16 protein-coding genes are annotated in these 14,465 nt (G+C 66.4%); 10 read left to right on the top strand and 6 right to left on the bottom strand.

All coding sequences use genetic code 11. The features are described from left to right. The first annotated feature begins 118 nt into the window (after window positions 1–118). Both SAHL_RS10980 and SAHL_RS17560 read left to right on the top strand, forming a co-directional pair. Window positions 119–652, top strand: a complete 534-nt coding sequence (locus SAHL_RS10980; RefSeq protein WP_123591460.1) for a hypothetical protein — start codon at window positions 119–121, stop codon at window positions 650–652. Between the two features lie 236 nt (window positions 653–888). Further along, window positions 889–1,092 (top strand): hypothetical protein, encoded by a 204-nt coding sequence (locus SAHL_RS17560; RefSeq protein ID WP_148045552.1) that lies wholly within the window; start codon window positions 889–891, stop codon window positions 1,090–1,092. On the opposite strand, the gene SAHL_RS10985 is transcribed toward SAHL_RS17560, so the two are convergent. Then, window positions 1,066–1,287 (bottom strand): hypothetical protein, encoded by a 222-nt coding sequence (locus SAHL_RS10985; protein ID WP_123591461.1) that lies wholly within the window; start codon window positions 1,285–1,287, stop codon window positions 1,066–1,068. The genes SAHL_RS17560 and SAHL_RS10985 overlap by 27 nt on opposite strands. Before the next feature lie 87 nt (window positions 1,288–1,374). Here SAHL_RS10985 and SAHL_RS10990 point away from each other — a divergent pair, with 87 nt between their 5' ends. From SAHL_RS10990 to SAHL_RS11030, 8 genes are all read left to right on the top strand, one after another. Then, window positions 1,375–1,590, top strand: a complete 216-nt coding sequence (locus SAHL_RS10990) for a tail protein X (RefSeq protein WP_123591462.1) — start codon at window positions 1,375–1,377, stop codon at window positions 1,588–1,590. 301 nt (window positions 1,591–1,891) lie between these two features. Then, complete coding sequence (locus SAHL_RS11000) at window positions 1,892–2,887, top strand: phage late control D family protein (RefSeq protein WP_148045553.1); 996 nt, start codon at window positions 1,892–1,894, stop codon at window positions 2,885–2,887. 22 nt (window positions 2,888–2,909) lie between these two features. After that, complete coding sequence (locus tag SAHL_RS11005) at window positions 2,910–3,227, top strand: GPW/gp25 family protein (protein WP_184947633.1); 318 nt, start codon at window positions 2,910–2,912, stop codon at window positions 3,225–3,227. A 21-nt stretch (window positions 3,228–3,248) separates the two neighbouring features. Continuing rightward, a complete protein-coding gene (locus SAHL_RS11010) occupies window positions 3,249–4,238 on the top strand; it encodes a baseplate assembly protein (protein WP_123591466.1) in 990 nt (329 codons plus the stop codon). After that, window positions 4,231–4,785, top strand: coding sequence for a phage tail protein I (locus SAHL_RS11015; RefSeq protein ID WP_123591467.1), 555 nt, complete (start codon window positions 4,231–4,233; stop codon window positions 4,783–4,785). Before SAHL_RS11010 ends, SAHL_RS11015 begins: the two co-directional genes overlap by 8 nt. A 4-nt stretch (window positions 4,786–4,789) precedes the next feature. Then, a complete protein-coding gene (locus SAHL_RS11020) occupies window positions 4,790–7,258 on the top strand; it encodes a phage tail protein (protein WP_123591468.1) in 2,469 nt (822 codons plus the stop codon). A gap of 43 nt (window positions 7,259–7,301) precedes the next feature. Beyond that, entirely contained in the window at window positions 7,302–7,541 is a 240-nt protein-coding gene (locus tag SAHL_RS11025; RefSeq protein WP_123591469.1) for a hypothetical protein, read from the top strand. Between the two features lie 46 nt (window positions 7,542–7,587). Further along, the gene (locus SAHL_RS11030) at window positions 7,588–7,911 is read left to right on the top strand and encodes a hypothetical protein (RefSeq protein WP_184947635.1); all 324 of its coding nucleotides are present in this window, start codon (window positions 7,588–7,590) and stop codon (window positions 7,909–7,911) included. A gap of 311 nt (window positions 7,912–8,222) precedes the next feature. Here the strand turns inward: SAHL_RS11030 and SAHL_RS11035 are convergent, their stop codons facing one another. The 5 genes from SAHL_RS11035 to SAHL_RS11055 form a co-directional block, all read right to left on the bottom strand. Next, on the bottom strand, window positions 8,223–8,480 hold the full coding sequence (locus SAHL_RS11035; RefSeq protein WP_123591471.1) for a type B 50S ribosomal protein L31: 258 nt from the start codon (window positions 8,478–8,480) through the stop codon (window positions 8,223–8,225). A 76-nt stretch (window positions 8,481–8,556) separates the two neighbouring features. Further along, on the bottom strand, window positions 8,557–11,757 hold the full coding sequence (ileS, locus tag SAHL_RS11040; protein ID WP_123591472.1) for an isoleucine--tRNA ligase: 3,201 nt from the start codon (window positions 11,755–11,757) through the stop codon (window positions 8,557–8,559). Window positions 11,758–11,856: 99 nt separating this feature from the next. Continuing rightward, the gene (yidD, locus tag SAHL_RS11045; RefSeq protein ID WP_123591473.1) at window positions 11,857–12,132 is read right to left on the bottom strand and encodes a membrane protein insertion efficiency factor YidD; all 276 of its coding nucleotides are present in this window, start codon (window positions 12,130–12,132) and stop codon (window positions 11,857–11,859) included. 34 nt (window positions 12,133–12,166) lie between these two features. Continuing rightward, window positions 12,167–13,516, bottom strand: a complete 1,350-nt coding sequence (locus tag SAHL_RS11050) for a HAMP domain-containing sensor histidine kinase (RefSeq protein WP_123591474.1) — start codon at window positions 13,514–13,516, stop codon at window positions 12,167–12,169. 34 nt (window positions 13,517–13,550) lie between these two features. Next, window positions 13,551–14,459 carry a YncE family protein gene (locus SAHL_RS11055; RefSeq protein WP_245968498.1) on the bottom strand — a complete coding sequence of 303 codons (909 nt, stop codon included), beginning with the start codon at window positions 14,457–14,459 and terminating at the stop codon, window positions 13,551–13,553. Window positions 14,460–14,465: the final 6 nt, after the last annotated feature.

Consider the following 14,465-nt stretch of genomic DNA (forward strand, 5'->3'; position numbering starts at 1 on the left):
GCCATCACCGAAGTCGACGAGACACAGACCGTGTTCGATGCCGGCAACGCACCGCGGCGGGTGGATTTTCGCGTCAAGCTGGCCCGTGCGGACCGCAACGACACTACGGAGTAAGACCATGACCGAAGAAAACCCGCAGATGCTCGGTAAGACCGAGATGGCTGGACTCGATATCAGTCCCGCTGTGGCCGGTCGCGCGGTGGAGCAGACGCGGCAACGCGCGGAGTACTTGATCGAGCTTCGGCACAAGATCGAGGTTCGGGCCGCGGCGCTATTGCGGGCCTTTCTCGGTCTTGCGATCGCGATCGTGGGTTTCGGGGTCGGTATCGAGCGATTGGCGGGCGGCGATCCCGCTACGGTCGTTCGGTATGTCGTCGGCGCGAGTCCTCTGTTTGTGGCAGCGGCCTGTATGGGCGCCGCGATCTGGGACCGCAACTACGGCACGTTAGGCAGCAGCGCGCATTGGTACCTCCGACATGGCGTCATCGACGGCGACGAGACAGACGTCGCGTATCTCGACGCCTGCCTCGCCGAGAGTTACGAGCGCGGCAACAGCGACTCAAGCCGCTGCAACCGCGTCGCCCTCAACTACATCCGTGCCGGCCTTATTTCGGCGGCTTTGACTCCCCTGTGTCTTCTAGTCGCCCTCTAGGGCCCTGGTGGCGATTGCGCTCGTTGCGGCCACGATCGTCGGGCGGCGGATCCTTCGGTACGCCGCGCCCGTTCTCGAGATCATCTTCTTCACTCATGGTGCCCTCGTTTCGGTTGGGTGGTTTGCTTGGTCGCAAGCTCACCGTAGCCGAGGCGCGGGGCGGCGCCAATGTGCTTCGCCTGTAGCGGCGGAGCGCCACAGGTGACTGATATCTGCCACACCCAATGAGGACTGATATGAAAACGAGTGAGCCAGCCAAGGCGCCGTCCGGCCCGAAGAAGCTCGAGATCGCCCAAGAGGTCTTGGCGTACGCGGAAACGCGATATGCCGCCCACGGATTCGATTTCGACTCCGAGCTTTCGGAGGTCTTATTCCTGGCGCTGTGGGCTCATTGCGGCCCCCAGGAACGGCGTTTACTCGGGATCGTTCATGCGCTGTAGCGTGTCGCGGACCTGCTCAAGCACGAACTCATATTCCTGCGTCGGCAGCGGGTAGGTCTTGATGGTTGTGTCGTTCGGGTATTGCTTAGCCAGTGCGTTCTGGAGGTTGCCGCGCGCCCGGCCGTTGGTGTCTTGCCAGATGGCGATCGTCAGATCCTTGGCGATTTCGGCGATGCGTAGATCTTCGTCAGTCATGGTGCCCTCGTTTCGATTGGGTGGTTTGCTTGGTCGCAAACCCACCCTAGCCGAGACGCGGGGCGCCTTCTATCCATCGGTGGCCGCATGAGCGACACCTACCGCACGCAGGACGGAGACATGGTCGACGAGATCTGTTGGCTGTATTACGGCCGCACGGCGGGGACGGTCGAGCGGGTGCTGGCGGCCAACAAGGGGCTGGCGGATGCGGGGCCGATTCTGCCGGCCGGGCTGTTGATTACGTTGCCGACGATTGCGGATCAGGAGGCGCAGCCGGCGCCGGTCGCAAAACCTTGGGACTAGCTGCAGTCGTAGACGCGGGTCGTGCCCGTCTGGCGGTCCCGGATGCGCAGCGCCACGGTCGACTTGCCCGTCGACTCGTCCTCCCAGGGCAGCGCTACAGGATCCTGACACGAGATACCGGGGCGAACTCTGTCCGTCGTGGTGCTCCCCTCTACCGATCCGTCCGCGAGCACATACCGGACGACGTACCGCTGATTGTCGCCGTAGTCATCGGCCCACGGGTTGGCCGCCATCGAACCGGCTGAAACAGCCATTAGAACAGCGCCTAAAGCGTATTTGAAAACCCGCACTGGAGACCCCCGTGGCCCGCAAACCCTACTACCGAATCCTGAAGCCGAAGCCAGGGCAATCACTGCGCGACGCCCCGCGTCTAACCGAGATATTTGCACCGTATATGAGCCGCGTGCAACTGCACGATCGCGGCGGTGGCCGGTCGGATGCCGTCACGCTCGAGTTCGCCGACGACGGTACGATCCCCCTTCCGCCGCACGGTCAGCGGCTTGCATTGGAATTAGGCTACGACGGCGTCGAGTCGTGTGCCCTGACTGAGATGACCGTCGACCAGTACGCCAGCAGCGGCCCGCCGGCAACGATCAAGCTATCCGCGACGGGCGCCGATTTCACCAGCGAGATGCGGGCCAAGAAAGAGCGCACGCACGAGCCGACGACGCTGGGCAATCTGCTGGCGATTCTTGCCGAGCCGTACGACGTGACGACCGTGGTGAAGCCCGACTCTTTGGCGCGTCTGCAGCTGCCGCTGGTGGACCAGGCCGGCCAGTCGGATCTGGGCCTGGCAGTGGAGCTCGCACGGACGTATGGCGGCATCTTCAAGCCGGCGAACGGACAGTGGGTGATTCTGGGCTACGACGCCATGCCGGCGTCGCAGCTGACGATTCGCCGGGACGAGGTGACGCAGTGGCGGGCGCATTTCGCGGCGCGCCGGCGGGCGGGCTCGGTGGTGGCGCATTACCACGACTTCGGCCGCGCGCAGCGCGTGCCGGTGACGGTGGGCGACGGGGCGCCGGTGACGCGGCTGGACAAGACGTTCGAGACGGCGGCGATCGCCGAGGCGCACGCGCGGGCGCGGCTGCACCGGGGCATTCGGGCGTCGCGCCGGTTGCAGCTGCAGCTGCCGGGCCGGCCGGATCTGCAGACGCTGACGCGGGTGCGTTTGGACGGATTCCGGCGGGAGCTGGACCGGGACTGGTTGATCACGGATGTGACGCATGTGATCGACGAACGCGGCTATCGCTGCGAGGTGGACGCCGAGGGCGTGGCGGACGATCCGGTGGCGTAGGAGGTTGCCAATGGCGACGGGAATGGATAAACATACGGGCCGCGCGATCGACGGGATTGACCATATCCAGCAGTCGATCGGCGATATTCTGACGACGCGCATCGGCACGCGCGTGGAGCGGCGGGCCTACGGCTCGGACCTGCCGCGGCTGATCGACGACCCGGTCGATCAGCGCTTTCGCGTGGAGGCGTACGCGGCGGTGGCCGGGGCGATCCGGCGCTGGGAGCCGCGGGTGACTGCTGAACGTGTTCAGCTTATCGCGGTGAACGCCGACGGCCCAGTATTCGAACTCGATATCGTTCGAAACGCCGACGGCCTGCGCGCGCGCATACGCGTGTAACGCCGTCGGGCCGGGAGCCCGATGGCCACGATCGACATTTCCCAGCTGCCGGCGCCCGACGCGGTCGAGGACTTGTCCTACGCGGACATCCTGGCCGAGCGCAAAGCGGCGTTGATCGCGCTCTATCCGGCCGACGCGCAAGACGAGATCGCGGCGACACTTGAGCTGGAGTCCGAGCCGCTGGTCAAGCAGCTCGAGGAGAACGCCGAGCGCGAGCTGATCCTGCGCCAGCGCATCAACGAGGCCGCGCTGGCCGTGATGCTGCCGTACGCGACCGGGGACGACCTGGACAACATCGCGGCGCGCTACGACGTGGCCCGGCTGATCACGCGCGAGCAGGATCTGGAGGCGGACCCGCCGATCACGCGTGAATACGAGACGAACAGCGCGTTCCGCGAGCGGATCCTGCTGAGCCTGGACGGGCTGAGCACGGCCGGCCCGGAGGCGGCGTATATCTTTCATGCGCGCTCGGCCAGCGGGCAGGTGCTGGACGCGGCCGCGGAGGCGCCGCGGTTTGAGGTGGTCGACCGCGACGCCGATGCCGGGACGATGACGCTGGCGGTGCTGGACGATGCCGGCCTGGACGATCCGCAGCCGGGCGACATCGCGATATCGGTGCTGTCGCGCGACGGCGACGGCACGGCCGATGCGGCGCTGATCGAGGCCGTGCAGACGGCCCTGTCGGCCGAGGATGTGCGACCGCTGAACGACAACCCACGGGTGCGGTCGGCGGCGATCCAGCCATACGAGATCAACGCGACGCTGTATGTTTTCGCCGGGCCGGATAGCGAGCTGATCGTGGAAGAGGCGCGCGCCAAGGCGCGCGAGTATGCGGACACGCAGCACCGGCTGGGCTATGACGTGACGCTGTCGGGCGTGTATGCGGCCCTGCATCGGCCGGGCGTGCAGCGGGTGGATCTGCACAACCCGGTGGAGACGTGGACGATCAACCGCCAGCAGGCGCCCTATTGCACGGCCATCAACATCGATTACGGCGGCATCGATGAGTGAGCGCACGGCCGATCGCGACCTGCTGCCGGTCAACGCGACGCCGCTGGAAAAGCGGCTGGCGCGCGTCTGCGCTGCGGCCCAGGTGCTTGACGTGCCGATGATCCGCCGGGTCTGGTCGGTCGACGACTGCCCGGTGCGGCTGCTGCCCTATCTGGCCTGGTCGTACGGGCTGCGGGTGTGGGATGCGGGCTGGCCGGAGTCGGTCAAGCGTGCGCGGATCCGGTCATCGATCGAGGTGCACCGGCGCAAGGGCACGGTCGCGTCAGTGCGGCGCGTCGTCGAGAGCTTCGGCGGTGATCTGGCGCTGCGCGAGGCGCATGAGATGGAGCCGCCGGGCACGCCGTACACCTTTGAAGTAACGCTGAATGTTGGCGGCTCCTTGCCGCAAACGGAGCAGTTCCAGAACGAAATCCTGTCGGCTGTCGACGATACCAAGCCCGCGCGCTCGCAGTACCAGTTAGTCGCCGGAACCACTTCTACGGTCGCCGTCGGCGTCCTCGCCGCCGCCCAGGCCATCACCTACCGCCGTTTGAACCTCACCGAGTAACGCTATGCGCCTGATCTGGACCGACGCCGGCCACGCCGCGCTCGTCAACCCCGACAACACCGGCACCAACGCCGTGCGCTGCGCGCAGATCGCCATCGGCCGCGGCACTACGCCGGCCGAGGCCGGCGACACCGCCCTCGAGGACGAGATCAAGCGCGTCTCGGCCATCAGCGGCCAGGCCGTCGACGACAACATCATCCACGTCGTCCTCCGCGACGAAACGGCCGATGCCTACGGCGTTTACGAGATCGGGCTGATCTCAGACGAGGGCACGCTGCTCGCGCGCTACGCCCAGAGCGAGACGATCATCGAAAAAGCCGCCGGCAGCACGGCGCTGCTGCCCATCGACGCCACGCTCACCGACGTCGATGCGACCCAGGTCACGTTTCCGAGCGCGGAGTTCGTCAATCCGCCCTGGGGCGAGGACACGGCGGGCGTACTCGCGCGCGCAACGCAGGAGATGGCCGAGGCCGGCGAAGACAATCTCCGCGGCATGCCGCCGCGCCGCGTTTTCGACGCCATCCGGGCCTGGCTGGCTCGCAAGGGCGGGACGATTCCTGAAATCGATCGGGTCAATACGTGGACTGCAGGGCAGCGGTACTCAAACAGCAAGCCGAACGAAGGGGAGGGGTATGTCTGCCACGAAATACACAATTCTTCTAACACGGTTAATCCTACTGTCGTTCTACTCTCGCGCTACAGCTCACCAGAAAACGTGCGGGGCTGTATCAGTGGCGCGCGAACGAAGGAATCCAGTGCAGCGAAAAATCTTACGCTTTATGTGTGGTCGTCAAAAAACACAGTTTGCTTAGAAGGGGTCATAAGCAACAGAGCGAATCGCGATAGCGTACAAGCTGGCGTCTACGAATATGACGGAGACAACTGGCTAGGTATTGAGATCGACCTGGGAGGTAGATACGAATACCCGAATGTGTGGTTTTTTGACGGTTATGCCAGCGATGTCGAACAACTACACGCTGTGCGCTTAGAAAAAACAGTCAAAAAAGAAGAATCTGTCTCGAACAGAGGGTGGCGCACTGTTAGCGTCAACACGAATTTTCGTGAGGCGTTATCGGTCCAGGGCCACACCGTCTGGCACGCCGGAAACCTCATTTACGCTGATGGCGACGAAGCCCGCGACGGCGACCGCGATGATCGCATCATGTCGCCCGAGCGCACGTTCGAAGCGATCGCCGCGTGGCTCAACGCGACCGCGCCCGGCGCCGGCGGCGGCCTCAACGCCGACACGGTCGACGGCGAGCACGCGGCGCAGCTGCACGACGCCCGTCGGCTGACGGACACCGTCCCGGCCGCGCGGCTATCCGGCAGCTACGGCATCGACATCACCGGCAGCGCGGCGCGGCTCGGCGGCCAGCCGCCGTCGCATTATCACAACGCGGGCAACCTCGACGGCGAGGACGTGCCGATCGCCGTGCTCCCCCTCGTCCGGCGCGGCGGCGGGCTGCTCGAGGCGCGCACGCTGGGCGAGGATCAATTGTACGGACTGGACTACGTCGATGATGCCGGTGTCTATGGCTTCGGATCGCAGATCAGCGGCGCGCCGGGCGACGGTCGCTATTCAGTGCTCGAGGTGCTTCGGGGCCCCGGCCGTGACGTCGTCGCGCAGCAGCTATATCACTACGAGAATCAAACCGTGTACTGGCGCATCGCCGGCGGCGTCGACGACGACACGCCGGTCGAGGCGGACTGGATCGAGTTCTGGCACGCCGGCAACACCGGCAAAAGCAGCGGACTCGTCGCGGAGGACAGCGCGCACGCCGACACTGCCGACGATGCGGATCGGCTGGACGGCCAGCATGGCAGCTACTACCGGGCGCTCGGCAACGCCACCGGCACACTGCCGCGCGACCGCGCGAGCGGCACGTACGACATCGACATCACCGGCCGCGCCGACCAAGCCGACAACGCGGATCGGCTCAACAGCCAAACCGGGTCGTACTACCAAAATCTGGACAATGCGACCGGTACACTGCCCCGTGATCGTGCCAGCGGCACATACGATATAGATATCAGCGGGCGCGCCAACAATGCCGACCACGCGGGCAGCGCCGACAGCGCCGACAACGCCGACAACGCCGACAACGCCGATCAGCTCGAGGGCCACGGCTGGGGCGACGTGCCGCAGGTTTGGAGCCCGGGCTACAACAGCGTATCGCTGGGCGACGAGGTCCAGTTCGGCGACATCCCGAGCGGCCGCACGCCCGTGTCCGTGTCGATTCTGCTGCAGGCGCGCAGTTCAGCTGGCCACGGCTACAGCGAGGGCGACCTGGTCCAGCTGGATTCCACGCTCTACGACGGCCGCGAGTACGGCGCCCAGGCGATCATCCGCGGCCGGTCAGTCAGCGTCCTGTTCGGCGCGACGGGCCTGCGTCTGCTGGACCGCAACAGCCGCGAGCATTACGACGCGGCTCCCGGCGACTGGTTCGTGCGCGTGCGGGTTCTGCACTACTGACGGGCGCTGGCGCGGCGCCGCTGCGGTCGTTACATTCGGCGGCATGACTCGACTCCGACGCCGCGAACGCCTCGCCTGGCTGCTGCGACAGCGCGAACGCAACCCGCGCTGGCACGACGGCCTGCGCACCGAGACCGTCACTCGCCTCGCCCGCGCCGGCTACGCCACGCCCGACGCCATCCGCGCCGGCCTGGCTGACGGCACCATCCGGCCCGGCTTCGTCGCGCGCTTCGGGCCGCGGGCGTATGCCGAGGTCATCGAGGTGTTCGGCACATTGCGATAGGCGCGCGGCCATGCGATGTTCGACCGGGCTGCAACGAGGGGGAACTATGCGATTGCTAACGATTACGCTGCTACTAATGGTCGGCACGGCGGCCAATGCCACACCGGCGGTTACGGAAAGCAATACCGACGCGATCCGGGCCGAGATCAAGGAACGCTGCCAGGACGAGATGGGCGACTACGGCGACTCGATGGTTCTCACGTGTATGAAAGAGGACTGGAAGGCGGCGCAAACGCTGTTTAATTATCGCGAGGAGCATCCCAGCGTCACGCAACGCTGCATGCGCGAGATGCGTGATTACGGCTTCACGATGGTCGAGACCTGCGTCGAGCAAGACGCTAGCGCACAGTCGGAAATCGACAACTGGTAAGTGCCGATCCTGCGCCTAGCGGCACTCTCAAACCATCCGCCGTTGAATCGCAAATCATGCGACGCGCTACAGCGTCAACAGTCGCGAGACGACTCGAACCCCGGCACAAGGCCACGACGCAGCGGAAACCGTACCGGGTTCAGGCGTTGCAGACAGCGCGAAGGCTCGCCGCCCGCCGTGACGGTGCCGACCGCTGGGCGGCTCACCTCGCCGGCGAGGATGCTCGCACGGCGCCACGGCAGATTTACGCTACGCCATCAAAAAGGCGCGGCCACCGGACACGGCGCCGCGCCCCAACGCCGGAAGGCGGGCTACTTCTTGCCGCCGCCCATGCCGTAACGGCGACGGAAGCGCTCCACCTTGCCGGTGGTGTCCATGATGTTCTGCTTGCCCGTGTAGAACGGGTGGGTCGCGCTCGTGACCTCCAGCTTGACCAACGGATAGGTGTTGCCGTCCTCCCACTCGATGGTCTCGTCGGAGGCGATGGTGGAGCGCGTCAGGAAGGCGAAGTCGCCCCCCATGTCCTTGAACACCACGGGGCGGTAGTTGGGGTGAATGTTTTTCTGCATGGCCTGCTATCTCGACTGTCGTGTCGTTCGTTGAAACTCTGGAGCCCGGATCCGTCTGCCCGCGCCCGACGCGTGCTCAGGACAGACGCGTCAGGGCCAGCGTGATGGCGGCGCCGTCGATCTCGAAATGCTCGACCACTTCGCCCGCCGGTTCGTTCTCGGCCACATAGGCGGTGGCCAGCGTCTCCCGCGTTAGCGTCGCGTCGTGCGCGTCGATGGCACGGGCCAGCCCGGCGTCCGCGCTGTACTGCACGCGGATGCGGTCGGCAACGTGGAAATCCGCCTGCTTGCGCAGCCGCTGTACCCGGTTGATCACTTCCCGCGCAAGACCACGCTCGCGCAGCGAATCGTCAAGTGTACTATCAAGTGCCACGGTAACGCCATCCTCGCGGCCCACCAGCCAGCCCTCGACGCCCTCGGCGGACACCACCAGGTCGTCCGGACCGAGCTCGATCGGCTCGCCGTCGGCCTCGATCGTGATCGCGCCGTCGCGCATGTAGGCGGCGATCGCATCGTCGTCCAGCGCGGCGACCGCAGCCGCCACCGGCTTCATGCGCTTGCCCAGCCGCTTGCCCAGCCCCCGGAAGTCCGGCTTGGCGCTGCGCCGGACCAGATCGCCCGTGCCGGCGACGAACTCGATGGCGTCGACGTTGACCTCCTCGCGAACGATGGACGCCACCGCGTCGATATCCGCCCGCGCCACGCCCGGCTCCTCGACCACCAGGATGCGCGCCAGCGGCTGGCGCACGTTCACACCGGCCTCGTTGCGCAGCGCGAGCACGTTGGCCACCACCGCGCGCGCCAGCCGCATGCGCCGCTCCAGCGCCTCGTCGACCAGCGTCTCGTCCGCGGTCGGATAGTCGGTCAGATGCACCGAAGCCGGTTCGGAAGCGCCGGCGACGCGGGCGTAGAGCCAGTCCGAGAAGAACGGCGCGATCGGCGCCATCAGGGCCGCCACGTCGCGCAGGCAGGTGCGCGTGGTGTGATAGGCCGCCCGCTTGTCGGCGACCGCCGCATCGTCTTCGCCGGCGTCATCGTCGGCCCGGGCACCGGCCCAGAACCGCGCCCGCGAACGCCGGATGTACCAGTTGGACAGCGCGTCCACGAAGCGTTCGACCGCGCGCGCCGCGCGCGTGGGATTGTAGGCGTCGAGCGCGGCGACCGCCTCGCCCGCGGTCGACTGCAGACGCGACAGGATCCAGCGGTCCAGCTCGGGCCGGTCGGCCACGGCCGGCGCCGGCATCGCGGTGTCGAAGCCGTCGATGTTGGCGTAGGTGGCGAAGAACGCATAGACGTTCTCGAGGGTGCCGAACACCTTGGTGCGCGTCTCGCGCAGACCGCGATCGGCGTACTTGGTGTTATCCCACGGCGGGCTGTTGGACAGCATGTACCAGCGGATGACGTCCGCGCCGTGGGTATCCAGGGCCTCGAACGGATCGACGGTGTTGCCCTTGGACTTGGACATCTTCTCGCCGTTGGCATCCAGCAGCAGGCCGTTGACGATGACGTTTCGGTAGGCCGGCGAATCCTGGATCAGCGTGCCGATGGCATGCAGCGAGTAGAACCAGCCGCGGGTCTGGTCCACGCCTTCGCAGATGAAGTCCGCCGGGAAATTGGCCTCGAACGTGTCCTTGTTCTCGAACGGGTAGTGCCACTGGGCGAACGGCATCGCGCCCGAATCGAACCAGACGTCGATGATCTCGGGCACGCGCCGCATGGTGCCGCCGTCGGCCGCGGTCCACGTGATCTCGTCCACCTGCGGCTTGTGCAGATCCAGCGACTCGTCGTCGGCCACCTGATCGCCCGCCCCTGCTTTTTCAGTTATGGCGCGCAGCTCGGCGATCGAGCCGATAACCACGATGTCGGCCGGGTCGTTGTCGTTGACCCAGATCGGCAGCGGCGTGCCCCAGTAGCGATGCCGCGACAGCGCCCAGTCGACATTGTTGGCCAGCCAGTCGCCGAAACGGCCGGTGCCGACATGGGGCGGGAACCAATTGATCGCCTTGTTGTATTCGACCAGCTTGTCCTTGTGCTGCTGGGTCGCCACGAACCAGGACTCGACCGGATAGTTCATCAAGGGCGTGCCCTTGCGCCAGTCGTGCGGATAGTTGTGCACCGTGACGCTCTGGTCGAACAGCAGGCCGCGATCCTTGAGATCGCGCGCAATCGGCTTGTCGGCGTCCTTGAACCACTGCCCGCCGACCAGCGGGAAATCGGCGCGGAAATGACCGTCGCGCTCGATCGGGTTGAACACCGGCATGCCGGCCGCGCTGGTGACGTTGAAATCGTCCGCGCCGAAGGCCGGGGCCTCGTGGGCGATACCGGTGCCGTCGTCGGTGGTGATGAAATCCGCCGCGATCACGTACCAGGCATTGTCCGCCTCGGGATGATCGGCGAATACATCGTAGGGCGGCTTGTAGCGCCTGCCGATCAGCGCGTCGGCGCCGAAGGTCTCCAGAATCTCGGCGTCGTCGCCCAGCGTGGCGGCCACGCAATCCCTGGCGACGATATAGAGCGAGCCGTCGGCCGCGCGGACCCGGGCATACGCGATGTCCGGCCCGACCGCGAGCGCCACGTTCGACGGCATGGTCCAGGGCGTGGTCGTCCAGGCCAGGATCGCCACGTCCGGCTCGTCCTCGAGGAAGAACTTCACCGTGATCGACGGATCCTGGACTTCCTTGTAGCCGAGGCTGACCTCGTGCGACGACAGCACCGTGCCCGAGCCGGGCGAATACCAGTGGATCTTGTGACCCTTGTAGAGCAGGCCCTGTTCGTGGAGCTGCTTGAGCAGCCACCAGACCGACTCGATGTATTCGTTGGAGAAGGTGACGTAGGGCGCATCGAGATCGACCCAGTAGCCGATCCGGCGGGTGAGTTCGTCCCACTGGCTCTTGTAGCGCAGCACCGACTCGCGACAGGCCGCGTTGTACTTGTCGATGCCGTAGGCCTCGATATCCTCGCGCGACTGCAGGCCGAGCTCCTTCTCGACCTCGATCTCCACCGGCAGGCCATGGGTATCCCAGCCGGCCTTGCGATCCACGCGATAGCCGCGCATCGTCTTGTAGCGGCAGAATGCATCCTTGACCGTGCGCCCGAGCACGTGATGGATGCCCGGCCGACCGTTGGCCGTGGGCGGGCCTTCGTAGAACGTAAAGACCGGCGCATCGGCGCGTCGGGCCGTGCTGGCCTCGAACACGCCGTCCGCCTGCCACCGGCGGCGGATCTCAGCGTCGAGGGCGGGCAGATTCAGGGACTTGTGTTCAGCAAAACCGGTCATGGCGGCGGCGGGGTCGGTGCGCGGGACGAGAGCGTCGAGCGCGACACTATAAACCCTGGCGCGCGCGGCTGCATCGCCCGCGGCGCGGGGGTCGACGGCCTAGCGTTCGCGTTCGGGCGGAACCGGATCAAAGCCACCCTCGCGCAGCGGATGACAGCGCACGATCCGGCGCAGCGCCAGCCAGCCGCCGCGGATCGGCCCGTGGCGCTCGAGTGCTTCCAGCGCATAGGCCGAACAGCTGGGCACATAGCGACAGCGCGGGCCCAGCAGCGGCGAGAGCGTATAGCGATAGATCAGTACCGGGAGCTGAAGCAGCCGCACCAGCATCCACCGAGCGCCATCGAATACACGCCGAAACGAACCGGGAATCTCCATGTGGGCAGTCTAACGCCGGCTCACCGGCAGAGGACTAGACGCCTACGCTGCCGCAGGCCGGAATCGCCAGGCGTACGGCGAGTCCGCCGCTTCCGCCTCGAGCGAGGTCGAAGTCGCCGCCGAGGGCGGCGACCCGCTCATGTAGACCGGTCAGGCCGAGCCCCAGCGACGCCCCTTCAGTCATGCCGACGCCGTCGTCGGCCACTTCGATCTCGAGCCAGAGCACGTCATCCCGGACGGTCGACGACACCGCCACGGTCACGGCTGTGGCCCCCGAATGCCGGGCAGCGTTGGTCAGGCACTCCTGGACCGCCCGATAGACCGTGACCTGGACGGCATCATCCAGATCGTCGTCGACCGACCGCAACCGGGCCCGCCATGCCATCTGTGGGCAGCGCTCTCGCCAGTCCTCGACCAGATACATCAACGACTCGCGGAGACCAAAATCGTCCAGCACCGCCGGCCGCAGGCGACCCAGCATGCGGCGAACACGTTGCTGGATCAGGTCCACATGCGCCTGCACGGAATCGATACGCGCTTCGACGCCGTCTCTATCGTCGCGCGCAAGCGACCACGACAGCGCCTGCATGTCGGTGCGGATACCGAACAGATAAGGCGCCATCTCGTCGTGCAGTTCACGCGCGATCGCGCGCCGCTCTTCTTCCTGCATGGTCACCAGCTTCTGGGTGAGCAACCGCCGCTGGCGCGTACTCTCGCGCAGGGCATCCACGACGTGGTTGAACTTGCTCTGCGTATCGGCGAGTTCAGGCACGGCCGGTACGCCCACGGGACGACTGAAGTCGCCGGCGGCCAGACGGGCGAAGCCGGCATGGAGATCGCGTAGCGGTTTCAGTCCGAACCACAGCCCCAACCATGTCAGCGCGGAAACCGACACCATGAGCCAGACCGCGAGCCAGAACAGGTCGTAGACATCACGCCAGACTTCGGCGACCTCATCGTCCGTCAGAGCGGTGATGCGGATGCGCCCCAACGAGCCGCCGCGCGTGATGCGGATGGTATCGAATACCTGCGACGGCGGAACGATCAGATGCTGAAACCAGACAGGTGCCGGTTCGGCGTGCGCGCCCGAGGTCAAGCGCAGCCATTCGCCCGTATCGCTCTCGATCTCGACCTGGACGTGCCGCAGATCCTCGAACGCCGCGGACAGTGCCGCGAGCGCATCCGGCGCAAGCGGCCGGTCAACGTCGGCGACGAGGAAACGCACCAGCTCCTGACTGAAATCGAGATTGGCCTCGATCTCCTCGATCGTCGCCGCCCGCGCATTGTGCAGGATGATCGCGGCCGCACCGGCCAACCCGAGGCCGAGGATGCCGACGACGATGAACAGCAGACGAAGCTTGAGCGACAGGCGCCCTAGACGCATCGATACCCCCTGTGGCCAGAACGGCGAAAACGATTCAATGGCGAATGAATCGTCCGAAGCCCCTTGGGCCGGCGCCCACCGCGATCACCGCCGTCTCGCAGGCGCAATCGAGGTCCACGAGCGAGACGGTGTCGTCGAACCAGTTCGCCACGATCGCATGTCGACCGTCGCGGTCCACGGCGACGCCGTCCGGCTGACCGCCCACCGTGATCTCGCCGAGCCGACGTCCGGTGGCGACCTCGAACCGGGCGAGCAGCCCGTGGCGCTGTTCGGTGACGAGCAGCGTGCGGCCATTATCGGCCGTCGCCAGACCATAAGGAAAGATCCCGGTCTGGATCGTTCGCGCACTGGCGCTGGCACTCAGGTCGATCACGTGCACGTCGTCGCTGCGCACGCTCGCCGCGAACGCATACCGGCCGTTCGGCCCAGCCAGCACCGCGAAAGGTGCCTCTCCCACATCGATCTCGGCAGCCACCGTGTTGTCGGTCGCGGCGACGACCGACACGCTGTCACTCTCCCGGTTGGCGACCAGCACGGCCGATTCGTCCGGCGTGATCGCCACGCCGGCCGGCGCGCCGCCCACACCGACACGCGCCAGCCGCCGGCCGCTGTCGACGTCGTAGACGTCCAGGCGATTGCCCGCCCAGTCGGTCACATAGACCTGCTGCGACGCGTCGGCCAGCGCGATGCCGAACGGCTCGCCGCCGACGTCCCAGGTGTCGGTCACGGCGCGGCGCTCGACATCGACCACACTGATCCGGCCGATTTCGGGATGGGTGATATAGACCCGTCTTTGGCCGACCGCCACGCCGACCGGACCTTCGGCGACGTCGATGCGCTCGACGATCTCACCTCGGCCGGTATCGATCGCGGCGAGCTGCGCAGCGCCCTGCACCGTCATCCAGGCGGTGTCAGCCCGCGCGACCAACGTACCAGCGAGCACGCCCAG

The sequence above is a fragment of the Salinisphaera orenii subsp. halophila YIM 95161 genome (assembly GCF_003732545.1).
Lineage (GTDB): Bacteria > Pseudomonadota > Gammaproteobacteria > Nevskiales > Salinisphaeraceae > Salinisphaera > Salinisphaera orenii_A.